25 protein-coding genes and 1 pseudogene are annotated in these 24,278 nt (G+C 74.1%); 14 read left to right on the top strand and 12 right to left on the bottom strand.

Translation table 11 applies throughout. The features are described from left to right. Positions 1-53 precede the first annotated feature (53 nt). The gene (locus VKZ81_RS17595) at positions 54-365 is read left to right on the top strand and encodes a DUF2516 family protein (RefSeq protein WP_324242664.1); all 312 of its coding nucleotides are present in this window, start codon (positions 54-56) and stop codon (positions 363-365) included. Beyond that, positions 362-913, top strand: coding sequence for a YbaK/EbsC family protein (locus VKZ81_RS17600; protein WP_324242665.1), 552 nt, complete (start codon positions 362-364; stop codon positions 911-913). Before VKZ81_RS17595 ends, VKZ81_RS17600 begins: the two co-directional genes overlap by 4 nt. Here VKZ81_RS17600 and VKZ81_RS17605 read toward each other — a convergent pair. Continuing rightward, entirely contained in the window at positions 910-1,482 is a 573-nt protein-coding gene (locus VKZ81_RS17605) for a TetR family transcriptional regulator (RefSeq protein ID WP_324242666.1), read from the bottom strand. The genes VKZ81_RS17600 and VKZ81_RS17605 overlap by 4 nt on opposite strands. Positions 1,483-1,601: 119 nt before the next feature. Here VKZ81_RS17605 and VKZ81_RS17610 point away from each other — a divergent pair, with 119 nt between their 5' ends. The 6 genes from VKZ81_RS17610 (at position 1,602) to VKZ81_RS17635 (ending at position 9,292) form a co-directional block, all read left to right on the top strand. Further along, positions 1,602-2,513 (top strand): SDR family oxidoreductase, encoded by a 912-nt coding sequence (locus VKZ81_RS17610; RefSeq protein WP_324242667.1) that lies wholly within the window; start codon positions 1,602-1,604, stop codon positions 2,511-2,513. An 89-nt stretch (positions 2,514-2,602) separates the two neighbouring features. After that, positions 2,603-4,915, top strand: coding sequence for an endopeptidase La (gene lon, locus VKZ81_RS17615; protein WP_324242668.1), 2,313 nt, complete (start codon positions 2,603-2,605; stop codon positions 4,913-4,915). Positions 4,916-5,111: 196 nt separating this feature from the next. Continuing rightward, the gene (locus tag VKZ81_RS17620) at positions 5,112-6,512 is read left to right on the top strand and encodes an FAD-binding oxidoreductase (RefSeq protein ID WP_324242669.1); all 1,401 of its coding nucleotides are present in this window, start codon (positions 5,112-5,114) and stop codon (positions 6,510-6,512) included. Between the two features lie 356 nt (positions 6,513-6,868). After that, positions 6,869-7,369: a BBE domain-containing protein gene (locus VKZ81_RS17625; protein ID WP_324242670.1), complete on the top strand. Its 501-nt coding sequence runs from the start codon at positions 6,869-6,871 to the stop codon at positions 7,367-7,369. A 65-nt stretch (positions 7,370-7,434) separates the two neighbouring features. Then, positions 7,435-8,817: an FAD-binding oxidoreductase gene (locus VKZ81_RS17630; protein ID WP_324242671.1), complete on the top strand. Its 1,383-nt coding sequence runs from the start codon at positions 7,435-7,437 to the stop codon at positions 8,815-8,817. 52 nt (positions 8,818-8,869) lie between these two features. Next, positions 8,870-9,292, top strand: coding sequence for a TIGR03667 family PPOX class F420-dependent oxidoreductase (locus VKZ81_RS17635; RefSeq protein ID WP_324242672.1), 423 nt, complete (start codon positions 8,870-8,872; stop codon positions 9,290-9,292). Positions 9,293-9,301: 9 nt separating this feature from the next. On the opposite strand, the gene purU is transcribed toward VKZ81_RS17635, so the two are convergent. Together purU and VKZ81_RS17645 are read right to left on the bottom strand one after the other, a co-directional pair. Further along, a complete protein-coding gene (gene purU, locus VKZ81_RS17640; protein WP_324242673.1) occupies positions 9,302-10,201 on the bottom strand; it encodes a formyltetrahydrofolate deformylase in 900 nt (299 codons plus the stop codon). A 20-nt stretch (positions 10,202-10,221) separates the two neighbouring features. Continuing rightward, a complete protein-coding gene (locus tag VKZ81_RS17645) occupies positions 10,222-10,731 on the bottom strand; it encodes a DUF2505 domain-containing protein (RefSeq protein ID WP_324242674.1) in 510 nt (169 codons plus the stop codon). 52 nt (positions 10,732-10,783) lie between these two features. Between VKZ81_RS17645 and VKZ81_RS17650 the strand changes: the two genes are divergently transcribed. The 3 genes from VKZ81_RS17650 (at position 10,784) to VKZ81_RS17660 (ending at position 13,348) form a co-directional block, all read left to right on the top strand. Continuing rightward, entirely contained in the window at positions 10,784-11,833 is a 1,050-nt protein-coding gene (locus VKZ81_RS17650) for a UDP-N-acetylmuramate dehydrogenase (RefSeq protein WP_324242675.1), read from the top strand. Positions 11,834-11,931: 98 nt separating this feature from the next. Beyond that, positions 11,932-13,113 carry a L,D-transpeptidase gene (locus VKZ81_RS17655; RefSeq protein ID WP_324242676.1) on the top strand — a complete coding sequence of 394 codons (1,182 nt, stop codon included), beginning with the start codon at positions 11,932-11,934 and terminating at the stop codon, positions 13,111-13,113. Positions 13,114-13,141: 28 nt separating this feature from the next. Continuing rightward, a complete protein-coding gene (locus tag VKZ81_RS17660) occupies positions 13,142-13,348 on the top strand; it encodes a hypothetical protein (RefSeq protein WP_324242677.1) in 207 nt (68 codons plus the stop codon). On the opposite strand, the gene VKZ81_RS17665 is transcribed toward VKZ81_RS17660, so the two are convergent. The 4 genes from VKZ81_RS17665 to VKZ81_RS17680 form a co-directional block, all read right to left on the bottom strand. Then, positions 13,349-14,257, bottom strand: a complete 909-nt coding sequence (locus VKZ81_RS17665) for an SMP-30/gluconolactonase/LRE family protein (RefSeq protein WP_324242678.1) — start codon at positions 14,255-14,257, stop codon at positions 13,349-13,351. Next, positions 14,254-15,558: an MFS transporter gene (locus tag VKZ81_RS17670; RefSeq protein ID WP_324242679.1), complete on the bottom strand. Its 1,305-nt coding sequence runs from the start codon at positions 15,556-15,558 to the stop codon at positions 14,254-14,256. The genes VKZ81_RS17665 and VKZ81_RS17670 overlap by 4 nt, the downstream gene beginning before the upstream one ends. Before the next feature lie 89 nt (positions 15,559-15,647). Continuing rightward, complete coding sequence (locus VKZ81_RS17675; protein ID WP_324242680.1) at positions 15,648-16,385, bottom strand: SDR family NAD(P)-dependent oxidoreductase; 738 nt, start codon at positions 16,383-16,385, stop codon at positions 15,648-15,650. 132 nt (positions 16,386-16,517) lie between these two features. Then, positions 16,518-16,769, bottom strand: coding sequence for a DUF2530 domain-containing protein (locus tag VKZ81_RS17680; RefSeq protein ID WP_324242681.1), 252 nt, complete (start codon positions 16,767-16,769; stop codon positions 16,518-16,520). Between the two features lie 53 nt (positions 16,770-16,822). On the opposite strand from VKZ81_RS17680, the gene VKZ81_RS17685 reads away from it, so the two are divergent. Then, a complete protein-coding gene (locus tag VKZ81_RS17685; RefSeq protein WP_324242682.1) occupies positions 16,823-18,256 on the top strand; it encodes an NCS2 family permease in 1,434 nt (477 codons plus the stop codon). A 64-nt stretch (positions 18,257-18,320) separates the two neighbouring features. Here the strand turns inward: VKZ81_RS17685 and VKZ81_RS17690 are convergent, their stop codons facing one another. From VKZ81_RS17690 to VKZ81_RS17700, 3 genes are all read right to left on the bottom strand, one after another. Beyond that, positions 18,321-18,842, bottom strand: a complete 522-nt coding sequence (locus VKZ81_RS17690; protein ID WP_324242683.1) for a hypothetical protein — start codon at positions 18,840-18,842, stop codon at positions 18,321-18,323. 5 nt (positions 18,843-18,847) lie between these two features. After that, complete coding sequence (locus VKZ81_RS17695) at positions 18,848-19,645, bottom strand: hypothetical protein (RefSeq protein WP_324242684.1); 798 nt, start codon at positions 19,643-19,645, stop codon at positions 18,848-18,850. Positions 19,646-19,778: 133 nt separating this feature from the next. Continuing rightward, on the bottom strand, positions 19,779-21,284 hold the full coding sequence (locus tag VKZ81_RS17700) for a glutamate-cysteine ligase family protein (protein ID WP_324242685.1): 1,506 nt from the start codon (positions 21,282-21,284) through the stop codon (positions 19,779-19,781). Positions 21,285-21,470: 186 nt separating this feature from the next. Here VKZ81_RS17700 and VKZ81_RS17705 point away from each other — a divergent pair, with 186 nt between their 5' ends. Next, a complete protein-coding gene (locus VKZ81_RS17705) occupies positions 21,471-22,277 on the top strand; it encodes a TrmH family RNA methyltransferase (RefSeq protein ID WP_324242686.1) in 807 nt (268 codons plus the stop codon). A 56-nt stretch (positions 22,278-22,333) separates the two neighbouring features. After that, positions 22,334-22,888: a DUF2537 domain-containing protein gene (locus VKZ81_RS17710; RefSeq protein ID WP_324242687.1), complete on the top strand. Its 555-nt coding sequence runs from the start codon at positions 22,334-22,336 to the stop codon at positions 22,886-22,888. Positions 22,889-23,009: 121 nt separating this feature from the next. Here VKZ81_RS17710 and VKZ81_RS17715 read toward each other — a convergent pair whose 3' ends face one another. Both VKZ81_RS17715 and VKZ81_RS17720 read right to left on the bottom strand, forming a co-directional pair. Beyond that, positions 23,010-23,432, bottom strand: coding sequence for a response regulator (locus VKZ81_RS17715; RefSeq protein WP_324242688.1), 423 nt, complete (start codon positions 23,430-23,432; stop codon positions 23,010-23,012). 124 nt (positions 23,433-23,556) lie between these two features. Further along, positions 23,557-24,278, bottom strand: a pseudogene (locus tag VKZ81_RS17720) (hypothetical protein); the annotation flags it as partial.

A 24,278-nucleotide genomic window follows, 5' to 3' on the forward strand; every position in this document is an offset into this window, starting at 1 on the left:
GCTGAGCCGGTCCGGGGATGTGCCTTGACCCTGATCACACGTACTCTGGGCGTGTGAGCCTGCTGTATGACCTCGACGACTGGGTGCTGTGGGCCATCTGGTTGATCGCCATCCCGGTCGGCGGATACGCGTTCGTGCACGCGCTCATGCAGCGTGCCGACGCCTTCACGGCGGCCGACAAGCTCACCAAGCCCGCGTGGCTCGGCATCACCGGGGCCAGCGTGCTGGTGCTCATCGTCTTCCAGGGTGGCCCGCTCGGCAGCGGAGCTCTGTTCTGGCTGGCCGCGCTCGTCGCGGTGCTGGTCTACATCGTCGACGTCAAGCCGGCCGTGGTCGGCGTGCAAGGTGGTGGACAGCGCTGGTGACCGACTGGTCCGTGCTCGGCACGTTGCAGGCGGTTCCCGCGCTCGACCGGCCCGACCTCCTCGGTGAGCCGGTCGCGCACGGCCTCAAGGCCCTCGACGCGGCCGACGCCGCGCTCGTGGGCGTCGCGGAGATCGACCCTGCGCTCGCCGACACCGCGCAGTTCTGCGAGGCGTACTCCTCGCCGCTCGACCGTTCGGCCAACTGCGTCGTCGTCGCGGGCCGCCGCGGCCAGGAGACCCGCTACGCCGCCTGCCTCGTGCTCGCCACCACCCGCGCGGACGTCAACGGGCTGGTCCGCAAGCGGCTGAACGCCCGCAAGGCCTCCTTCGCCCCGATGGACGACGCGGTGCGCCTCACCGGCATGGAGTACGGCGGCATCACCGCCATCGGCCTGCCCGAGGGTTGGCCGCTCCTGGTCGACGCGGCGGTCGCCGCCGCGCCCGCGGTCGTGATCGGCAGCGGCATCCGCGGCTCGAAGCTCGCCCTGCCCGGCGAGCTCGCCGCCCGGCTGCCCGGGGCCGAGGTGATCGAGGGCCTCGGCCGCTAGCCGCGGCCCGCGCCGCCGGACAGGGCGTAGAGGTCGTCGAACGCCTGGTGAAGGTGGGCCTCCAGGCCTTGCGCCGGGTCCTCGAGCCACGCCTCCGTGGCCTGGTGGAAGGCCGCCCACCCGGTCCGGGCGGCCAGGACCGCCACCCGCTCCGGCACCCCCCGCCGGCGCAGCGCCTCCGCGACCGACTCGACGAGCGAGGCGTGCTTGGCCAGCTCGCGTTCCTGCAACGCGGGGGTCGCGGCGATGACCGCGAGGCGCGGCTCGGAGAACGTCCGGTTCTCCTCGAGGAGCGGCGCGGCCTTGCGGAACGTCCACAGCAGCGTCTCGAGCGGCGACAGGTCCGCGGGGGCGTCGGCCACCGCCCGCGTCAGCGTGGCGCGCAGGTCGGCCTCGCCGTCGAAGAGCACCTCGCGCTTGTCGGGGAAGTGCCGGAAGAACGTGCGCTCGTTGACGCCGGCCCGGGCGGCGATCTCGGCCGTGGTGGTGCGGTCGAACCCGCGCTCCCGGTACAGCTCGAGGGCCGCCTGCCGGAGGCGGCGGCGCGCTTCCGCTCCGCTTCGTGGCACGGCCCGAGGCTACCTCGTTGCGCCAGTGACTGACGCCACGTTGTGCCAGTCACTGGCGTAACGCGTAGTGTCAGTGGCTGGCGCTAAGAAGCGTCAGTCACTGACACCGGGAGCGTTCCATGCACCTCTTCGTCACCGGCGGTACCGGTCTGACCGGCCCAGCCGTCGTCGCCGAGCTCGTCGCCGCGGGCCACACCGTCACCGGGCTCGCCCGCTCGGACGCCGCCGCCGCGCGTCTGGAGTCGCTCGGCGCAGCGCCCCTCCCCGGCTCGCTGGACGACCTGGACGCCCTGCGGAAGGGTGCCGAGGCCGCCGACGGCGTCCTGCACATGGCTTTCGGCGGCGACTTCGCCGATCCCGACGACCTGGAGCGGCGCGACGTGGCCGCCATCGAAACCCTCGGCCACGCGGTGCAGGGCTCGGGGAAGCCGTTCGTCGTCACCTCGGGGACGGCCGTCCTGCCCGCCGGCCGGGTGGGCGCCGAGGACGACGAGCCGGACCCGAAGGGGATCGCGCCCTTCCGGATCCCCGGTGAGCGGGCCTGCCTCGCGTTCGCCGCCCAGGGGGTGCGCGCGAGCGTCGTCCGGCTCGCGCCCACCGTGCACGGGCCCCGCGACCACGGCTTCATCGGCGTGCTCGTCGCCACCGCGCGCGAGACCGGCGTATCGGCCTACGTCGGCGACGGTGCGAACCGGTGGCCCGCGGTGCACCGCCTCGACGCGGCCACCCTGTTCCGCCTCGCTGTGGAGGGCGCCCCCGCCGGCAGCGTGCTGCACGGCGTGGCGGAGCCGGCCGTCACCCTGAGGAGCGTCGCGGAGGTGATCGGCCGGGGTCTCGGGCTGCCGACGGCCTCGCTGTCCCCGGACGAGGCCGCCACCCACTTCCCGAGCCCGTTCCTGGCCCGGGTCTTCGGCCACGACGGCCCCGCCTCCAGCGCCCGCACGCGGGAGCTGCTCGGGTGGTCGCCCCGGCACCCGACCCTGCTCGAGGACCTGCAGCACGGGGATTACCTCGCCGCCCACGGGGCTTGAGTCGAACCGGCTCAGGGTTCCTGCGTTCACCCACAGCGGAAGTACTTGAACACTGGAATGCCGACAACGGTGTAAGCGTTGGGCAGGGCATGACAGAGACGCTGAAGCTGCCGGTGCTTCCGCTCGCCGACTCGGTGCTGTTGCCCGGCATGGTGGTACCGGTCCGACTCGACGAGCCGGAGATCCAGGCGGCGGTCGATGCAGCGAACAGCGTCGATCGCAAGGTGCTGGTCGTCCCGCGCCTCGACGGCAAGTACCCCGCGGTGGGCACCGTCGCCGTCCTGGAACAGGTCGGCCGCCTGCCGAGCGGGGACCGGGCGGCCGTGGTGCGCGGTGAGCGCCGCGCCCAGATCGGCGCCGGGGTCACCGGGCCGGGCGCCGCGCTCTGGGTGGAGGCCACCCCGGTGCCCGACCAGCCCGTGACCGGCCGGATGACCGAGCTCGCCAAGGAGTACAAGGCCCTCGTCATCGGGATCCTGCAGCAGCGCGGTGCCTGGCAGGTCATCGACTCGGTGCAGCAGATCTCCGACCCCGGCCAGCTCGCCGACACCGCGGGCTGGGCCTCCTACCTGGACCTCGAGCAGAAGTCGCAGCTGCTCGCCGAAACCGACGTCACCAAGCGGCTCGAGCTGCTCGTGGAGTGGACGAAGGCGCACGTCGCCGAGCAGGAGGTCTCGGAGAAGATCGCCCAGGACGTCCGCGAGGGCATGGAGAAGCAGCAGCGGGAGTTCCTGCTGCGCCAGCAGCTCGCCGCGATCCGCAAGGAGCTGGGTGAGCTCGACCCGGACGGCAACGACCCCGACGACTACCGCACCCGCGTCGAGAACGCCGACCTCCCCGAGCACGTGCGCAAGGCCGCGCTGGTCGAGGTCGGCAAGCTGGAGCGCGCGTCGGACCAGAGCCCCGAGGCGGGCTGGATCCGTACGTGGCTCGACACGATCCTCGACATGCCGTGGAACGTCCGCACCGAGGACACCGTCGACCTGAAAGCCGCGCGCGCCGTCCTCGACGCCGACCACGCCGGCCTCGAGGACGTCAAGGAGCGGCTGGTCGAGTTCCTCGCGGTGCGCGCGCGGCGCGACCGCAAGGGCATGGAGAAGGTCGGCGGCCGCGGTTCCGGCGCCGTGCTGGCGCTGGTCGGCCCGCCCGGGGTCGGCAAGACGTCGCTCGGCGAGTCGGTCGCGAGGGCCCTCGGCCGCAAGTTCGCGCGGGTCGCCCTCGGCGGCGTGCGGGACGAGGCCGAGATCCGGGGCCACCGCCGCACGTACGTCGGTGCGCTGCCCGGCCGGATCGTCCGGGCCATCCGCGAGGCCGGGTCGATGAACCCGGTCATCCTGCTCGACGAGATCGACAAGGTCGGCAGCGACTTCCGCGGCGACCCGACCGCGGCGCTGCTCGAGGTGCTCGACCCGGCGCAGAACCACACCTTCCGCGACCACTACCTCGAGGTCGACCTCGACCTGTCCGACGTGCTGTTCCTCGCGACCGCCAACGTCGGCGAGGCCATCCCCGGCCCGCTGGCCGACCGCATGGAGTGGGTGCAGCTCGACGGCTACACCGAGCAGGAGAAGGTCGCCATCGCGCGCAACCACCTGCTGCCGCGCCAGATCGAGCGGGCGGGCCTCGAGCCGTCCGACGTCGAGTTCACCGACGTCGCCCTGTCGATGATCGCCACCGAGTACACGCGCGAGGCGGGGGTCCGGCAGCTGGAGCGGGGCCTGGCGAAGGTCCTGCGCAAGGTCGCGGTCAAGCTCGACTCGGGCGCCGAGCCGCCGATCCACGTCGACGCCGACGCGCTCGTCGGCTACCTCGGCCGGCCGAAGTTCACGCCCGAGTCGGCGGAGCGGACGTCCGTCCCGGGCGTCGCCACCGGGCTCGCGGTCACCGGCACCGGCGGCGACGTGCTCTTCATCGAGGCCACTGCGATGGAGGGCGAGCCGGGGCTGACGCTCACCGGCCAGCTCGGCGACGTGATGAAGGAGTCGGCGCAGATCGCCCTGTCCTACCTGCGGTCGAAGGGCCTCGCAGGCGACCTGGCGAACCGCAGGCTGCACGTCCACGTGCCGGCGGGCGCGGTGCCGAAGGACGGCCCGAGCGCCGGTATCACGATGACCACCGCGCTCGCCTCGCTCGCGAGCGGGCGGCCGGTGAAGTCGAACGTCGGCATGACCGGTGAGGTCACGCTGCAGGGCAAGGTGCTGCCGATCGGCGGCGTCAAGCAGAAGCTGCTGGCGGCCCACCGCGCCGGCCTCACCGAGGTGATCATCCCGAAGCGCAACGAGCCCGACCTGGACGACGTGCCGGAGTCGGTGCGCGACGAGCTGCGGGTGCACACGGTGTCCGACGTGGCCGAGGTGCTCGAGCTGGCGCTGGAACCCGCGCCGCTCTCCGCTGCGGCCTGACACCCCCAACGAAACGGCACGTCCGTCCGACTGGCTCGGACGGACGTGCCGTTCGTGCGTTCGGCGGCGGGCGGATCGGGTGGAAACCCCGCGTCACCCGTTCGCCCGTCCGCGGTGGCTAATCCCGCACCACCTCCGTGCGACGTCCCCGGTTTCCCGCCGCGGCGTCGACGACGCGGACACGGAGGAGCGAGCCATGACCGACACAGCCGGCGAAGCTGCCGAGGCCCTGCGCGGCCGGATGACCGGGCCGGTGATCACCCCTGACGACCGGAGCTACGACGACGCCCGTCGCCTGTGGAACGGTGACGCCGACGGGCGCCCCGCGGTGATCGCGTGCTGCATGTCGCGGGACGACGTGGCGGCCGCGGTCGACGTCGCACAGGCGAACGGGTTGGAGATCTCCGTCCGGGGCGGCGCGCACTCCTTCAGCGGGGCGTCGGCGGGCGACGACGGCCTGATGATCCACCTCGGCGCGATGAACGGCGTCGCGGTCGACCCGCAGCACTACCGCGCCCGCGTCGGAGGGGGTGCGACCTGGGCCGACGTGGACGCGGCCACGCAGGCGCACGGGCTCGCCGTGACCGGCGGCCTGGTCGGCCACACCGGCGTCGGCGGCCTCACCCTCGGCGGGGGCATGGGCTGGCTCGCCAACCGGCACGGGTACACGGTCGACAACCTCGAGTCGGCCGAGGTCGTGCTGGCCGACGGGCGGATCGTGCGGGCGTCGGAGTCCGACCACCCCGACCTGTTCTGGGCCCTGCGCGGCGGAGGCGGGAACTTCGGCGTCGTCACCGAGTTCGAGTTCCGGCTGCACCCGGTCGGCCCGGAGGTGCAGTTCGGCCTGCTGTTCTGGGAGCTCGAGCGGGGCGCGGCCGGCCTGCGCGCGTGCCGGGACGCGATCCCGAGCCTGCCGTCCGACTGCGGCCTCCTCGTCGTCGGCGCGATGACCGCACCCGAGGAAGCGTTCGTCCCGCAGGAGCACCAGGGGAAGCTGGGCCACGGCCTGCTGATCACCGGGTTCGGCACGGCGGAGGAGCTGGCCCGTGCCGTCGAGCCCATCCGCGAGCAGTGCCCGCCGCTGGTCGAGTTCCTCACGCCCATGCCGTACGTGGCCCTGCAGCAGATGTTCGACGAGCAGGAGCGCTTCGGCACCCACGGCTACACCAAGGCGTTGCACCTGCCCGAGCTGACCGACGACGCGATCGCGGTGATGACCGAGCTCGCGCCGGGCAAGACGTCCCCGCGGACGCTGATGCCGGTGTTCGTGCTCCACGGCGCCGTCACCGAGGTCACCGACGACGCCACCGCGTACGGGGGCCTGCGCGTCCCCCACTACATGGTCGACATCGAGACGGCCTGCGACGACGCCGAACAGCTCGCCGCGGACCGGGCGTGGGTCCGCGCCGTGTGGGACGCGCTGCGCCCGCTCGCACCCGGCGCGGGCGGCTACATCAACTTCCTCTCCGACCCGGAGGACGAGGACCGCGTCCGCGCGACCTACACCGCCGCCAAGTACGAGCGGCTCGCCCGGATCAAGGGCCGGTACGACCCGGGCAACGTCTTCCACCGCAACGCGAACATCAAGCCCGCCTGATCCGGTATCTCCGGGGCCGGTGCGTCCCTCCCACCATCCCGTGCGAGGAGCTGGAGGAGGCAACCATGACGCAGACCGTGGGAGCGCTCGCCGCGGCGATCGACGGATCGGTCATCCGGCCGTCGGATGACCTCGACGCCGCCCCCCAGGAGCACGGGCTGGCGCGATCGGCCACACCGGCGTCGGCGGCCTCACCCTCCGCGGCGGGATCGGATGGCTGATCCGGCAGGCGGGCTCGCGATCGACAACCTCGTCTCGGTCGAGATCTTCGTGGCCGACGGGCGGATCCTGCGCGCCTCGGAGACCGAGCACCCCGACCTGTTCTGGCCGGTCCGCGGCGAGGCGGCGACTTCGGTGTGGTCACCGAGTTCGAGTTCCGGCTCCACGACGTCGGGCCGATCGTCGACTTCGGGATGCTGTTCTGGGGCGCGGACCAGGCCGGTGACGCGCTGCGGCTGATCGGAGCGGAGGTGCCGACGTTCCCGCGGTCGCTGAACGTGGTCATCGCCGCCACGTCCGCACCACCCGCCCCCTTCGTCCCGCAGGAGCACCGCTTCCAGCCGGGCCTCTTCCTGATGATCGTGGGCTTCGGCGACCCCGTGGCGCACGCGGCTGCCCTCGCCCGGATGCGTACCGCGCTGCCCCCGCGGTTCGAGCACGGCGGCCCGATGCCGTACGTGGCGCTGCAGCCGCACAGCCGGGGTCCCGCGACCTACGTCACCGCGATGGCCGAGTACGAGGACCACCGCATCCGCGCCGCGTACGGGGACGAGAAGTACGAGCGGCTCGCGCGGATCAAGGGCCGGTACGACCCGGGCAACGTCTTCCACCGCAACGCGAACATCGAACCCGCCTGACAGCGGCCTGTATCAGGCACGGCGGCGTCTGCTCCTCCCTGCGGAACCACGAGCAGGGGGAGCGGATGACGAACACGATGAGCGGCGGGATCGACGCCCTGCGGGAGGCGATGGACGGACAGGTGCTGCTGCCGGGCGACCACGACCCGGCCTGCCTCGTCTGGAACGGCGCCGTCGACCGCACGCCCGCGGTCGTCGCCCGCTGCGAATCGGCCGACGACGTCGCCGCGGCGCTGCTGTGGGGGCAGGAGCACGGCTTCGAGATCGCCATCCGGGGCGGTGGGCACAACGTCGGTGGCGCAGCCGTGGCCGACGGAGGGCTCACGATCGACCTCGGCCCGATGAACGCGGTCGTCGTCGACCCGGTCGCGCGGCGGGCGCGGTGCGGCGGCGGGGCCACCCTCGCCCACCTCGACGCCGCCTGCCAGGAGCACGGCCTCGCCGTGCCCGCCGGCACCATCAGCCACACCGGGGTCGCGGGCCTCACGCTCGGGGGCGGCTTCGGCTGGCTGAGCCCGGTGGCCGGGCTGACCGTCGACAACCTGGTCTCGGCCGAGGTCGTGCTCGTCGACGGGCGGGTGGTGCACGCGAGCGAACGCGAGTACCCGGACCTGTTCTGGGCGCTCCGCGGCGGCGGCGGCAACTTCGGGGTGGTCACCGAGTTCGAGTTCCGGCTGCACCCGGTCGGTCCGATGGTCCAGCTCGGCGTGTTCTTCTTCGAGCTGGACCGGGCCGAGCAGGCGATCCGGGTCGGGCGGGACTTCTTCGCACACAGCCCCCGCAACTGCGGCGGGGTCGTGGTCGGCCTGAACGCACCATCCGCGCCGTTCGTCCCGGAGGAGGCGCGCTTCGCGCCAGGGGTCGCGTTCGTCGTGGTCGGTTTCGGCACCGCGGCGGAGCACGAGGCCCTGATCGCGCCCCTGCGCCAAGAGCGTCCGCTGTTCGAGCACGTGACGTCCCTGCCGTACGTCGCGCTGCAGCGGATGCTCGACGACGGCACGCCGTGGGGCGTGCACGCCTACACGAAGGGCCTGTACCTGGACGAGCTGCCCGAGGGGGCGGTCGACGCGATCGCGGCGGCCCTGCGGGCCAAGCCGTCGGAGATGTCGCAGCTGATGGTGTTCCCGCTGGGGGGCGCGTTCGCCGAGGTCCCCGACGAGGCGACCGCGTTCGGCGGGCGCCGCTCGGCGAAGTACGTGGTGGTCGTCGACGGCCTCGTGCCCGAACCCCGGCTGTTCGACGCCGAACGGCGGTGGGTGCAGTCCACCTGGGACCGCCTGCGGCCGTTCGCCGCCGACTCCGGCACGTACGTGAACATGATGACCGAGTTCGACCAGGACCGGGTCCGCGAGTCGTACGGGGCGAAGTACCGGCGGCTCGCGCTGATCAAGACCGTGTACGACCCGCGGAACGTGCTGCGCTCGAACGCCAACATCAGGCCGGCCTGAGCCGCCGCGGTCGTCCGGGAATGGTGGGGATCGCACCGGACTTCCCTCCGGTGTGACGTTCGCATTCCCGGACACCGAGTTCGGCGCCCGCGCGGCCCGCCGCCTGAGCGAGGACGTCCTCGCCTGGCTCACGGTGGTCGACGGGGCGGGCACGCCGCAGCCGTCGCCGGTCTGGTTCCTGTGGGACGGCTCCTCGGTGCTCGTCTACAGCCACGGCGCGGCGAAGCGGCTCGGGCACCTGCGTGCCCACCCGCGGGTCTCGCTGCACCTGCAGGCCGACGGCGCAGGCGACGACATCGTGGTGCTCACCGGCGAGGCCGAGATCGCCCCCGACGAGCCGCCGGCGGCGCAGAACCCCGCGTACCTGGCCAAGTACGGTGACCGGATCACCAGGGGGTGGCGGACGGCGGAGGACTTCGCCTCGATCTACTCGGTGCCCGTGCGCATCCGCCCGCGGCGGCTGCGCGGGTTCTGAAGCTCCCTCCTAGGGGAAGACCACCGTCTTGTTGCCGTGCACGAGCACCCGGTCCTCCAGGTGCCAGCGCAGTCCCCTGGCCAGCACGAGGCGCTCGATGTCGCGGCCGCGGCGGACCATGTCGGCGGCGGTGTCGCCGTGGTCGACCCGGATGACGTCCTGCTCGATGATCGGCCCGGCGTCGAGGTCCGGCGTGACGTAGTGGCAGGTGGCGCCGATCAGCTTCACGCCGCGGGCGTAGGCCTGGTGGTAGGGCCGCGCGCCGACGAACGACGGCAGGAAGCTGTGGTGGATGTTGATCGCGCGCCCGGCCCACGCCGTGCACAGCTCCGGCGGCAGGATCTGCATGAACCGGGCCAGCACCACCGCGTGCGGGTCGTGCTGGTCCACCAGCTCGCGCACCTCGGCGAACGCCTTCGCCTTCGCGGCGGCCCGCTCCTCCGGGTCGCCGCCGGGCGGCGGGAACGGAACGTGGTGGAACGGCACGCCGTGCGCGCGCACGATCGGGCCGAGCCGGTCGTGGTTGCCGATCACGGCCGACAGCTGCACCGGCAGCTCCCCGGCGGCGACGCGGCCGAGGATGTCGTGCATGCAGTGCGCCTCCTCGCTCACCAGCACGACGATGCGCTTCAGCTCGCGGGTGTCGGTGACCGTCCACGTGGTCTGCCCGCCCAGCTCCTCGGCCACCGCGGCGAAGCGCTCCCGCAGTTCGTCCACGCCGAACGGGAGCGAGTCCGCGCGCACCACCTGGCGGGTGAAGAACCACCCGGTGTCGGGGTCGGAGTGGTATCCCGCCTCCACGATCCATCCGCCCGCGTCGGCGAGGAAACCCGCGATGCGGGCGACGATCCCCGTGGTGTCGGGGCAGCTCAGCGTGATGACGTAGCGGTGTTCGGCCGTCGGGTCCACGAGACGATGGTCTCGCGCCGCTAGTGGCCGTTCGCAGCCAGCCACTCCTGCGTGAAGGCCGTCTCGGCCGCGAGGAGGCGCTGCACCTGCTCGCCGACGACGGCCTCGATCTTGCCGCCGAGGACCGGCACCGAGACCCGCACGTCCGCGCGCACGTTCAGCTCGCTGCCCCCGTCGGGGAGGTCCCGCAGCCGCATCGCGCCGCTCGCCGACGCCGGGGCGCCCGGGATCGTCACGTCGACGTCGCCCGTGTAGCGGCCGCGGTCCTGGCGGGTCCACCGCTCGTCGCGCTCGATCGTGACGTTGCCCGACAGCACGCTGCGCACCACCGACGGCAGGTCCTTCGGGTCGAGGCCGAGCCGCAGCACGTAGCGCGCGCCCTCCAGGTCGGCCGAGTGCGACAGCAGGGCCGCGCCGGGCCCGCCGATCCGCTCCAGGCGGGCGCGCAGGAAGTCGGGGTCGACCATCGTGGCGTAGACCTCGTCCGCCGAGTGCGAGGAGACGGACCGGAAGTCGATCTGCCGGGGCATGAGCGGAGGCTACCGGCTCGCCCGCAGGCGCCCTGCCTTACCGTTGGCGTTCGTGCCCGTACCGGACGTGGTCCCGCCGCCGACACAGCGCCTCGCCCCGCTCACGACGCTGCGGTTGGGCGGCCCCGCGCACCGGTTCGTCGAGGCGACCTCGGCCGATGCGGTCGTGGACGCGGTGCGGGCGGCCGACGCCGCGGGCGAGCCGCTGCTCCTGCTCGGCGGCGGCTCCAACGTCGTGATCGCCGACGAGGGGTGGCCCGGCACGGTCGTGCGCGTCGCCCACACCGGCCACGCCCTCGAGCGGCGGCCGGACGGCTCGGTGCTGCTCACGGTCGAGGCGGGCACCGAGTGGGACGAGGTGGTCGCCGCCTGCGTCGCCGAGGGGCTGGGTGGCCTGGAGTGCCTGTCCGGCATCCCGGGGCGCACCGGCGCCACGCCCGTGCAGAACGTCGGCGCGTACGGGGTGGAGGTCTCGGACCTGCTCGTCGACGTCGACCTGTACGACCGGCGCTCCCGCGCCGTCCGCGCCCACGTGCCCGCGGCGGAGCTGGGCCTCGCCTATCGCACGAGCGTGCTCAAGGGGCGTGACGAGGCCGTCGTCCTGCGGGTGCGGTTCGCGCTCCCCGGCGACGGGCAGAGCGCGCCCGTCCGGTACCCGGAGCTCGCGCGGGCGCTCGGCGTCGAGGCGGGGGCGCGGGTGCCCGCCGCGGTCGCGCGGGAGGCGGTGCTCGACCTGCGCCGCGGCAAGGGCATGGTGCTCGACCCGGACGACCACGACACGTGGAGCGCCGGCTCGTTCTTCACCAACCCCGTCGTCGCCGAGGAGGACGTGCCGGCCGACGCGCCCCGCTACCCGGCCGACCCGGGGCGGGTCAAGGTGCCCGCGGCGTGGCTCATCGAGCACGCCGGCTTCCGCCGCGGCCACCCCGGCCCCGGCGGCCGCGTCGCGCTGTCGACGAAGCACGTCCTCGCGCTCACCAACCGCGGCCGGGGTACCACGGCCGATCTCCTCGAGCTCGCCCGCGAGGTACGTGACGGCGTGCGGTCACGGTGGGGAGTCGCGCTGTCCCCCGAACCGGTTCTCGTCGGCTGCCACCTCTGAGCCGCGCGTAATCTGGCTCTGGGGCCCGCTGCCGGACAACCTCCCGCCGACAGGCGCGTCTCTAGCAGCGGGAGTTTCTGGCAAGGGGGACTGGGGAGTTGCGCAGGATCCTGCTCGCACTGGCCGTCGTGCTGGTCGGGTCGCTCGGGGCGGTGACGATCGCCACCGCCGACGAGTCCGGACGGGTGACCGAGGACGTCGTCCCGCCGGTCCTGGAGCCGCCGGCCACCCTCGCGTACTCACCGGGGCCGAACGCGACGGGGGTCGACCCGCGGGCGTCGGCCACGGTGACGGTCGAGAACGGCACCCTCGACGAGGTCACCTTGACCGGCCCGGACGGCCAGGCGGTCGAGGGGGAGCCGAACGCCGAGCGCACCGAGTGGAGCACCACGGTCGATCTCGCCTACGACACCACCTACACCTGGAGCGGAACCGCCACCGGCCGCGACGGGGCGAAGGTGCCCCTGCAGGGCTCGTTCACCACGCTGAAGCCCGAGAAGGTCGTCCGCGGGGTCATCAACATCGGCGACGGGCGCACGGTCGGGATCGCCGCGCCGATCCGGATCCAGTTCAACGACCACGTCGAGGACCGCGCCGCCGTGGAGCGGGCGCTCTCGGTCGAGACGTCGGTGCCGGTCGAGGGCTCGTGGGGGTGGCTGCCCGACGAGAACGGCGGCTCCCGGGTCGACTGGCGGCCGCGCGAGTACTGGCCCCCGTACACGAAGGTGAAGGTCACGGCCGACCTGTTCGGGGTGCCGTACGGCAACGGCCGCTACGGTGCGGCGGACATCACGAGCTCCTTCGAGATCGGCCGGGCCCAGATCGTGAAGGCCGACGCGGCCAGCCACCGGGTGAAGGTGATCCGCGACGGCGAGGAGGTCTTCGACTTCCCGGCGAGCTTCGGGCTCGACTCCGATCCGCGGCGCAACACCCGCACCGGCATCCACGTCGTCACCGAGAAGTTCCCCGAGCGCCGGATGGTGAGCGAGACCTTCGACTACGACGTGAACATGAAGTGGGCCGTGCGGATCAGCAACAACGGCGAGTTCCTGCACGCCCAGCCGGCCACGGTGGCGCAGCAGGGCAGGGCGAACGTGAGCCACGGCTGCATCAACCTCTCGCCGGAGAACGCCAAGCGCTACTACGACTCGGCGATCTACGGCGACCCGGTCGAGGTCACCGGCACCAACGTCGCGCTGTCGGCCCGCGACGGCGACATCTGGGACTGGACGCTGTCGTGGGAGGAGTGGAAGTCCCTCTCGGCGCTGAGCCAGGGGTGACGCGCCCGCCCCCCGGGTACGCGGGGGCATGCGACCCGAGGAGCTGACCGACCAGGTCTCGACGCGCGCCGTGCCGCTCCCCGAGGAGGAGCGGGCCGAGGACGGGGTGGAGGACCGCCACGCCCGGGCGCAGGAGATCCTGCGCGACTCCGAGCGGCGGATCGACGAGGCGGCGGCGGGCGAGCGCCCGGCCGACGCGGCCCGCGAGAACCGCCCCGCCGAGGAGACCGCCTGATCAGCGGGAGCGGAGCACGGCCGCCGCGTCGCGGACCGTCGTGCGGATGCGGTACAGGCTCGTGCTGGCCGTGATGTAGACCGTGCGGCCGTCGTCGCCGCCGAAGCACAGGTTCGCGATCTTCTCCGGCACCGGGATCCGCAGCAGCTGCGTGCCCGCGGGGTCGTACACCTGGACCGAGTCGTGGCTGGAGGTCCACACGTTGCCGTGCTCGTCGACCCGGATGCCGTCGGGCACGCCGGGGGAGACCTCGACGAACTCGCGGCCGTTCTTGCACAGCCTGCCGTCGAAGACGTCGTAGACGTGGATCGAGTGCCCGCCCGGGCGGTTCGGGTCGCGCTCCCCGCTGGGTGGGGAGGCGCCGGAGTCGGCGACGTAGAGCAGCGACTCGTCGGGCGAGAACGCGAGGCCGTTGGGGGTCTCGACGTCGATGACCGCGGGGACGACCGACCCGTCGCGCGGGTCGAACCGGAAGACGTAGTGGTCGCCGTACTCGAGCTCGCCCGGGTGGCCCTCGGTCGGCTTGAGGATCCCGTAGGACGGGTCGCTGAACCAGATCGTGCCGTCGCTCTTGACGACGACGTCGTTGGGGGAGTTGAGCCGCGCCGAACCCCACCGGTCGACGACGTTCTCCACCACGCCGCCGCGGTCGCGCTCCACCCGGCGCCTGCCGTGCGAGCACTGGATCACCGAGCCGTCCAGGTCGAGGGTGCGGCCGTTGGTGAACTCGACGGCCTCGGCGTAGACGCGCAGCTCCCCGGTCGCCTCCGAGTACTCCAGGATGCGGTTGTTGGGGATGTCGCTGTAGCGCACGGCGCGGTCGGCGGCGAGCCAGACGGGGCCTTCCGCCCAGATCGAGCCGGTGGCCACCCGCTCCAGCTCGGCGCCGGCCTCGAGCAGGTCGCTCACTTCTGCACCTCCACGGTGGCGGTCTTGGTGACGGTCTCGGTGATGAAGGCCAGCGGCAGCAAGCCGAGCAGGCAGATCGCGGCGAGGACGACGTAGTGCGCGGTGAAGCCGGCCGCGTCGATGATCCGGCCGGACACCCAGGCCGCGAGCACGCCGGACACGCCGAGCGCCACCCCGATCATGATCCCCATCGCGGTGCCGGCCGCCCGCGGGACCGAGTCGATGAGCAGCGCGTACACCACGGGGAACGGGGCGTTGCGGAACAGGCCCCAGGCGAGCAGCACGATCCACGCGCTCGTCGGGCTGGTGATGAAGATCATCAGCAGCAGGGTGGCGGCCCAGCCGAGCACGAGGAACCGGATCGCGAACTTGCGCCCGGCGTGGTCGGACCACGCGCCCCACACGACCTGGCCGATCCAGCCGGTGAGGCCCGAGGCGCCCGACAGCAGTGCGGCCAGTCCGAGATCCATCCCGGCCTCGGTCATCTGCACGGTCAGGAACGTGACCGCCCCGGCCTCCGCCCACAGGAACAGGAAGATCAGCACGACCGACCAGCAGACGTTGGGGTTGGTGAGGGCCTCCTTGATCGGGGCGAGGCCCAGTCCCTTCGGCCGGGTGGACAGCTCGGGCAGCGGGCGCGTGTACCCGTGGGCGTCGATCCAGTCGTAGACCAGCTGCTGCTTGCGCCGGGTGCCGATGAACGCCTGCAGGACGATGATCGGCAGCCCGAGCAGCGGGATGAGCAGGAACGCCTCGCGCCAGCCCGCCACGCCGAGCACCGCGGCGATGAGGGCACCGGTGACGAACTGCCCGAGCGGGAAGCCGGTGTGGTGCACGCCCACCGCGAAGCCCCGGTGCTCCTTCGGCCACCACTCGCTCACCAGCGCGACGTTCACCGGCTCCGAGCCGCCGCGGCTGATGCCCATCGGGATGCGCAGCAGGAGGAATGCCACGAAGCTGCCGGCGAAGCCGAACGTGAGGGCGCCGCCGAGGATCCCGATGATCATCGCGACGTTCCAGGTCCAGGTGCGCCGATACCCGGTGCCGATGCGGTCCGACAGCCAGCCGAACAGCAGAGCTCCGACGATCAGGCCGCCGAAGAAGACCGAGTTGACCAACCCGGCCTGCTCGTTGGTCAGGCCGAACTCGTCCTGGATCGCGGGCAGGACCGCGGGCAGGATGCCGCCGTCCACGGCGGTCATCAGGATCGCGCCGGTGGTGACGGCGAGGGTCGCCCAGGACAGCGGGTGCGCGCGGGGCACCCACGAGCGGGCGGACGGCGTCGGCGGCGTGTCGGACATGGCGACCTCGGTGGCGCGTCGAGAACGGGAAGCGCTGTCGATCAGCGCCGCCATCCTCCGTCCGTGATCGTCTCGCCGTCAACCACTCATCAGATGTTTCGGTGGACGCGGCTGGCGCTCGCCTGGGCCCGGGGCTTGAGGACGATCTGGTCGATGTTGACGTTCGACGGCCGGGTGGCGGCGAACGCGATCACGTCGGCCACGTCGTCGGGGGTGAGCGGGGTGATCCCGCGGTAGACGGCCGCCGCCCGCTCCTCGTCGCCGGAGAACCGGACGAGGGAGAACTCGGTCTCCACCAGCCCGGGGAGCACCTCGGTGAGCCGCACCGGCTGCCCGAGCAGCTCGCCGCGCAGCGTGCGGTGCAGCACCGACTGCGCGTGCTTGGCCCCGGTGTAGCCCGCGCCGTTGTCGTAGATCTCGACGGCCGCGATCGAGGTGACCGTGACGATGTGGCCGTCCCCGGACGCGAGCAGCGCGGGCAGCAGCGCCTTCGTGACGCGCAGCGTGCCCATCACGTTGGCCTCGAACATCCAGCGCCAGGCCTCCTCGTCGGCCTCGGCCACCGGCTCGAGCCCCTTCGCGCCGCCCGCGTTGTTGACCAGCAGCCGGCACTCCGGGACCGCGGCGGCGAACGCCGACACCGACTCGGCGTCGGTGACGTCGAGGCGGATCGCGGTGCCGTCGATCTCGGCGGCGATCTCCGCGCAGCGGTCGACCCGGCGCGCCCCGAGCACGACGTGGAAGCCGGCCTTGGCCAGTGCGCGGGCGGTGGCGGCGCCGATGCCGGAGCTGGCGCCGGTGACGACGGCGGTGGGTCGATCGGTCATGCGGGAAACCCTATGCGGCGCACCCGGAGCGCGACTCGCGCGCACTGGGGCCGCGACTCGCCTGTGCTCAGCGCGCGACTCGCGCGCACCGAGAGTGCGACTCGCCGACACTCAGGGCGCGACTCGCCGGGGTCAGTCCAGGCCCAGCTGGGCCGTGCGGGAGCCGCGGCGGGCGGCGGCCCGCTGCCAGGCGAAGATCCCGTAGCCGACCGGGCCGAGGAAGGCGCCCGCGAGGCAGGTGGTGAACCAGATGTCGAGCGGGCGCAGGCCCGCCAGCGCGGCCACGAGGAGGACGGCGGCGCCCACCAGCCACAGCGCGCTCCCGACCGCCACGACGAGCCCCGGGTGGGAGAGCCGGGGTGAGAGCGGCGGAGGCTCGATCACATCACCAGCCTACGGGGAGTGCGCCCGTAACAGGCGCCCCTTACCCTGCGCGCGTGATCGAACGCCTCTTCCGCGTCAACGAGCGCGGTTCCACCGTCGGTCGCGAGCTGCGCGGGGGCCTCGTGACGTTCGTGACGATGGCCTACATCGTCGTGCTGAACCCGCTGATCATCGGCAGCTTCTCGGCCGACGGGCCGGGCGCGAAACCGGACGCGCTGGGCAACGTGCTCCCCGTGGCGCAGGTCGCGGCCGTCACCGCGCTCGTGGCCGGCGTGATGACCCTGCTGTTCGGGCTGATCGTCAACTACCCCTTCGCGATCGCCACCGGCCTCGGGCTCAACGCGTTCGTCGCGTTCACGCTCGCGCCCCAGATGAGCTGGCCGGAGGCCATGGGCCTGGTCGTCGTCGAGGGCCTCGTGGTGCTGGTGCTCGCGGCCACCGGTTTCCGCACCGCGGTGTTCAACATCGTCCCGTCGTCGCTCAAGGCCGCGATCGCCGTCGGCATCGGGTTGTTCATCGCGTTCATCGGGCTGGTGGACGCCGGGTTCGTGCGGCGCGTCCCGGACGCTGCGGGCACCACGGTGCCGGTCGGGCTGGGCATCGACAACTCGATCGCGACGTGGCCGACCTTCGTGTTCGTCGTCGGCCTGCTCGTGACCGGTGTCCTCGTGGCGCGCGGGGTGCGCGGCGGGATCCTGATCGGGGTGGCGGTCACGACGGTCGTCGCGATCGTGGTCGAGGCGATCGCCCAGGTCGGCCCGTCGCAGGGGACCAACCCCTACGGCTGGAACCTGTCGGTGCCCGGGGTGCCGGACAGCATCGTCGGGCTGCCGGACCTCTCGCTGGTCGGCGCGTTCTCGTTCGGCGCGTTCACCCACGTCGACCTGCTCACGGTCGTACTTGTGATCTTCACCCTCGTGCTCGCCGACTTCTTCGACACGATGGGCACGGTCACCGGGCTCGGCCGCCAGGCCGGGTTCCTCACCGAGGACGGGCAGCTGCCGCGGGTCGGGCGCGCGCTGGTCGTGGACGCGGCCGGCGCGGTGGCGGGCGGGGCCGCGTCCTCGTCGTCGAACACGGTGTTCGTCGAGTCGGCCGCCGGGATCGCCGAGGGCGCCCGCACGGGCCTCGCCAGCGTGCTCACCGGCGCGCTGTTCCTGCTGGCGATGTTCTTCACGCCGCTGTACGAGATCGTGCCCATCGAGGCGGCCGCGCCCGCGCTCGTGATCGTCGGCGCCCTGCTCGTCCGGCAGATCACCGAGATCGACCTCACCGACTTCCGCGTGGCGCTCCCGGCGTTCCTGACGATCGCGGTGATGCCGTTCACCTACTCGATCGCGAACGGCATCGGGGCCGGGTTCGTCTCCTACGTCGTGCTGAACGCCGCGACCGGCCGGGCGCGGGACGTGCACTGGCTGATGTGGGTGGTTGCCGTGGCCTTCGTCGGGTACTTCGCCGTGGGGCCGCTGCAGGGGATCTTCGCTTGACCCTTGCGCCGTGAGGAGAGGGTAGGCTAACCTCAGCTCGTCGCTTCGTGGTGGGAGCGGCGCGTCAGTTCGGGAAACCCGTGGGCCCCGGCCAGCAGGCCGGGGCCCACGGGCGTTTCGGGGTCGATCGCGCCCTCGCGGCCACGGCGGGCGGGGTGGCCCGCTGCAGCTGCCCCGACGCCAGCAGCGCCGACACGATCCGGTGCAGCGCGGCCGCATAGGCCCGCACGTCGGGCGGCAGCCGCTCTGGCGGGTAGGCGAGCACCGCCGCGGCCTCGGCGCGGGCGTCGCCGCCGACCCAGCGGCGCAGCCGGGGCAGCGCCAGCACCGCCCCGAACCGGCCCGCGGGCACCGTCCGGGCGGGGCGCGCGGCGCCGGTGAGCACGAGCACGGGACGCGGGCCCGCCGTCTGCGGGGCGAGCGCCGCCGCCCGCCGCAGCGACGGCTCGTCGGCTCCGCACACCAGCACGTCGGCCGCGGCCGCGTCGCCGGGGCCCAGCACACCGCCGTCGACCGCGTGCAGGGCGGCGGCGAGCGTGCTGGTGCCCGCGCCGCGGGTCACCCCGGTGACGACGGGAGGGCGCACGCGGCTCATCGCGCGCCGCCGGGCCGCTCGCCGAGCGGGTCGTCGTCGGCGAGGGCGTGCTCGGCGCCGGCCGGCTCGTCCGGCCGCTGGGGCGGCTCCGCGCCGATCGTCTCCTCCCACGTGTCGACCGCGAGGCGCCCGTTCTCCCACACCACCGGCACGGACAGCCGAACCCACCGGGCGGGCAGGCCCTCCCACCGCCGGGACTGCGGCGAGGGCGCCACCGCGGGGACCCCCAGCTGCGCCCGCTCCCGGTCCCGGGCCCCGGGCCGGCGGTGGGCGCCCTCGGCCGCCCGGTACGGCGTGACCCGCACCCGTACGTCGACCAGGACCCGCCCCTCGCCGTCCGCGCGCACCCGGCCGGGGAGCGCGAAGTCCGCGCGTTGCCTCCCCGTGCCGTCCCAGCCCAGGTGGGCCGGGTCGCCGCCGGGCAGGGCCAGGTACCCGCTCAGCACGCGGCCGCGGCGGGCCGGGTCCTCCTCGTCCCAGGACAGGTAGTCGACCGCGAACGCGCCGGCGAGCGCCGCGGCCTCGGCCGGGTCGGGGCTCGGGGCGGGGCCGCGGCCTGCGACCGGGCGGGGGACCGGTACGGCCGGGATGCCGCCCGGGTCGGTCGGCGGGTCGGCGACGATCGGGCCCACCCAGGCGGGCGGCGGGCCCGCGGGCCAGGCCGCCGCACCCCACGCCGGGTACCCCGGCGGCGGAGCCGGCGGGCGCCGTGCGACCCGACCGGGGGCCGGGTCGGGGGCCTGCTCGGGCGGCGCCGGGTCCGGGGCGCGGCCGAAGAGCCGGAACGGGGCCACGGCCGTCACCGGCCGGCGCGGGCGGGAGCGGACACGGTTCCCCCATCGGTCGAGCGCAGCACGCCGCCGACGGTAGGAGCGCGCCCCGCCGCCGCGGGCCGGATCGGCCGCAGCGGTTCGCGATCGTGAACGGTCAGTCGATCGGCCAGGTGTGCACGGGCTCGTTGGCCGCCGACCACTCCAGGTAGCGCTCGAGCATGCCGTGCAGCGCGGTCGACCGGTCGGCGCCGCGTTCCTCGAGCGCCGCGACCATGTCGAGCTGCCAGCCCGCGCCGGTGCGGCGGGTGACGCAGCGCTGCTCGATGATCGACAAGAAGCGGTCGGTGACCTCGCTCTCGACGCCCCAGCGGGCGAGCCCCTCGGCGGCCTGGGGCAGGAGCTTGCGCAGCACCAGCTCGTCGGGGCGGATCCAGCCGCTGCCCGGCCAGTACAGCGGGCCCTCGAGGCCGTGCCGGGCGGCGGTGGTGAAGTTCTCCTCCGCGGCCTCGAACGACATCATGCTCCACAGCGGCCGCTCCGCCTCGATGAGCGTGCGCAGCAGGCCGTAGAAGAACAGCGCGTTCGCCACCATGTCCACGACGGTCGGGCCGGCCGGCAGCACCCGGTTCTCGACGCGGACGTGCGGCACCCCGTCCGCGACGTCGTAGACCGGGCGGTTCCAGCGCCAGATCGTGCCGTTGTGCAGGCGCATCTCGTCCAGGCCCGGCACCCGCCCGGCCTCGAGGTCCTCCATCGGGTCGCCGTCCTGCGTCACCGGCATGAGCGCCGGGAAGTAGCGGGCGTTCTCGGAGAACAGGTCGAGGATCGAGGTGATCCAGCGCTCGCCGAACCACACCCGCGGCCGCACGCCCTGGTTGCGCAGCTCCGGGGTGCGCACGTCGCAGGACTGCTCGAACAGCGGGATCCGGGTCTCCGCCCACAGCCGGGAGCCGAGCAGGAACGGCGAGTTCGCGCCGACGGCGAGCTGCACGCCCGCGAGGCACTGCGCGGCGTTCCAGTACCCGGCGAACGAGTCGGGGTGGACCTGCAGGTGCAGCTGCATCGAGGTGCAGGCCGCCTCCGGCGCGATCGAGTCGAAGTCGGCCTGCAGGTGCTCCGGCGCCACCCCGTGGCGGCCGGACGGGTCGTCCCCGGCGATGTCGAGGCGGATCGGCTCCCCGCGCGCGTTGAGCATCTGCTCGTTGAGCGTGGCGTAGCGCTGGTCCGGGGAGAGCGCCTCGACGACGAGGTGGTGGCGTTCCAGGGTGGGCAGGATGCCGATCACGGCGAGCTGCGCGCTGCAGTCCACCGCCTTCGCGCGGGCGACCGCGAGCTCGTCGAGCAGGTGGCGCTCCAGGTGGCGCCACTCGTCGCCGGGCAGCGGGCGCGGTGGCAGGTTCAGCTCGAGGTTCCACCGGCCGAGCTCGGACTGGAACTGCGACGAGCCGATCGCGTCGAGCACGTCGGCGCCCGCGAGGGACGGCGCGAGGTCGTGTCCGACGAGGTTCAACTCGACCTCGAGCCCGGTCATGGGCTCGTCGGGCGCGAACGGGTGTTCCCGCAGCAAGATTGCGAGAGCGTCGATGCAGCGCTGCACCTTGGTCCGGTAGCGCTGGCGATCCCGTCGGCTGAACGTCCGTCTGTCGACGTCCTGGCCCATGCGTGCGCTGCCTCCCGACCCCGGGCGCGTGCCCGGAGCTCCGCTCGATGCTCGCGGGCGTTCCGGCCGCGGCGGCGACCGCACCGCGCGCGGGCTGTCCACCTTTGCACCAGTCGTGATCCCTTCGCTACGGCCGACCGGATGACCGCTGCGGTGCAACCGGCGCACCCTGCCACGATGGGGCCCGTGGCGACCATCACCCGAGTCTCGGACCCCGCCGATCCCCGGGTCGACGACTTCCGCGACCTGACCACCGCCGACCGGCGCCCCGACCGGCCCGGCGGCCGGGGCCTGGTGATCGCCGAAGGGGTCGTCGTCGTCCGCCGCCTGATCGAGTCCCCGTACCCGGTGCGGGCGCTGCTCGGCGTGCCGCGGCGCTTCGACGAGCTGGCCGACGACATCGCCCCGCTGCCCGTGCCCGCCTACGCCACCGACGCGGACACGATGGCCGCGGTCGTCGGCTTCCACCTCAACCGCGGGGTGCTGGCGGTGGCCGACCGTGCCGCCCCGCCGGACGTCGCGGAGCTGCTGCGCACCGCCCGGCTCGTCGCGGTGCTGGAGGGCGTGAACGACCACGAGAACCTCGGGGCGCTGTTCCGCAACGCCGCGGCGCTCGGGGTGGACGCCGTGCTGCTCGGGCCGCGCTGCTCCGACCCGCTCTACCGGCGCAGCGTCCGGGTCTCGATGGGGCACGTGCTGCGGGTCCCGTTCGCCGAGCTGCCCGGCCCGTGGCCCGCGTCGCTGGATCTCCTCCGCGCCGCGGGGCTGCGGGTCGCGGCGCTGACCCCCGCACGAGACGCCCGACCGCTCGCCGACGCGGGGCTCGCCGGGCAGCGGGTCGCGGTGCTCCTCGGCGCCGAGGGGCCCGGCCTGACCCCGGAGGCGCTCGCCGCCGCCGACCTGCGGGTTCGCATCCCCATGGCGCCGGGCGTCGACTCGCTGAACGTGGCCACCGCGGCGGCCATCGCGTTCCACGTGCTGTCGCCGATCTGACCGAATGGTCCTCGTCGAGCGCTGCCGCACGCGGGCGGTCGCCCTAGGCTGGCGGCGTGCAGCTGGGTTCGGGGGGACGGGTCCTGCTGGGCGAGCGCCGGGCGGACGATCCGCCCCTCCCGGCCGAGCTGGAGGACGCCCTGCGCGAGTGGGCGGCCTTCGCCGTCACCGTGGCCGGGTCGGGCGGGCCCGCCGAGCGCGACCTGCTGCAGCGCAGGGGCAGGCAGCTCGCGGCCCGGCTCGCCGACGCGCTGGGCCGCACCGTCACCTACACCGACCCCGTCACCGGCCGGGTCGAGGTCGTGCCCGCGCCCTCCACGGGGCCGATCCCGCGCCGCGGCGCCGACCCGGAACCGACCCCGTGGGCCACCGGCCTGACCATCTCCGCGTTCACGGCGGTGGTCGTCACGCTCGGCGACGTCGCGCTGAGCCGCGCGTTCGCCGAGGCGTTCGGCCTGCTGTGGGTGCCGGCGAACATCCTGGTCGGGCTGGGGCTCGCCCCGTCGCTGCACCTGCTGCGGCACGTGCGGTTCTGGCGCTGGCCCGCGCTCGGCGCCGCGGCCGGCCTCGTGGCGGCGTGGGTGGTGCTGCTGCTCGGGCAGCTCGGCTGATCACCCTCGACGGGCCGGCGCTCAGGCATCCGGTGGTACGAGCCCGGCGTCGTGCGCGACGATCGCCGCCTGCACCGGTTGCGGGCGCCGAGGCGGCCCGGGATCGTACTGACGTCGATCTTCACCGTCCCCTCGACCACGTGCAGCGTGCGCGCGACTCCGCGTTCGACAGGCCGGCCCCGATCAGGCCGAGCACCTCGGGCTCCCGGTCGGTCAGCGCGGCGACCCGCGCGTGGGCGTCGCGGGCGCGACGCGTCGTCGGCAGGCCGTCCAGCACCCGCCGGGTGATCAGCGGTGACAGGTACGCCGCACCCGATGCGACGGCGCGGACACCCGCGATGATCTCCTGCGGGCCGGTCTTGAGCACGAAGCCGGAAGGCCCCGCCGCCGGGGGCGCGCGGGATGGAGGCGTCGTCGGCGAACGTGGTCCGCACGAGCACCGGCGTGGGGCGCCGGTGCGGGCCGGCTCCGCGGCCGCCTCGACGTCGTCGAGGTGCGGCATCCGGATGTCCAGCACGGCCACGTCCGGCCGGTGGGCGCGCACCAGCTCGACATCCCCCGCCCCGATCCTCGCGGACGCAGGGCCGGCACAGGTCGTCGAGGGGGCCGGCCGGGCACCGCTGTCGATCGGCGAGGACCGCCCCCGCCGATCGACAACGGCCGGCGGGTCAGCGCTGCCCGCGCACCCCGAGCAGGACCTCGTCCCAGGACGGCATCACCGGCTTGCCCTTCTTCGTGCGCTTGGGTGCAGCGGATGGGGTCGCGGCGGGCTGGGACGCCGGCTGTTCCCGAGCAGCGGGTTCCTCGGCGGGGGCCTCCGCCGCCGGTTCGGCGCTCGCGGCGGGCGCCTTCTCCGGACGGGCGGGTTGCGCGGTGCGCCGCTCGGGCCGGGCCGGCTCCGCCGCGGGCTTCGCGACCTCCGGCTCGGCCGCGGGTGCGGTGTCGGGCTTGGCGCGGCCCGCGGGCTCCGCGGCGGCCGGGGTCGGGGCGTCCTGCGCGGGCCGCGGCCGCGGCTCCGGCTCGGCGGCTGCGGGTCGGCTCCGCTCCGGACGGGTGGTCTCCGGGCGGGCCGGCTCGGTGCGCGGCGGCGAGGGCTGCCGCTGGGCCGGCGGCACGGGGCGCCGCGGCTCCGGGGCGGTGCGCGGCGGCGAGCGGTCGACCGTGCGGGCGTCCCCCGCCGGCGGCTCGATGCGCGCGCCGCGGACCGGATCGGAGGCGACGGCCCGCAGCTCCTCCTCGGGGCCGGGGGCGGGGGCGGGTGTCGGGTCCTCCGGCCGCGCGATGTCGATGACCGGTCCGACGGTGCGCAGCGGCCGCGCCGGCAGGCCCTCGATCAGGTCGCTCGCGTGCTCGTCGATCGCGGTGACCGTGCCGCCGTGCGCCCCCGGTT

The organism is Pseudonocardia sp. (assembly GCF_035305885.1).
Lineage (GTDB): Bacteria > Actinomycetota > Actinomycetes > Mycobacteriales > Pseudonocardiaceae > Pseudonocardia.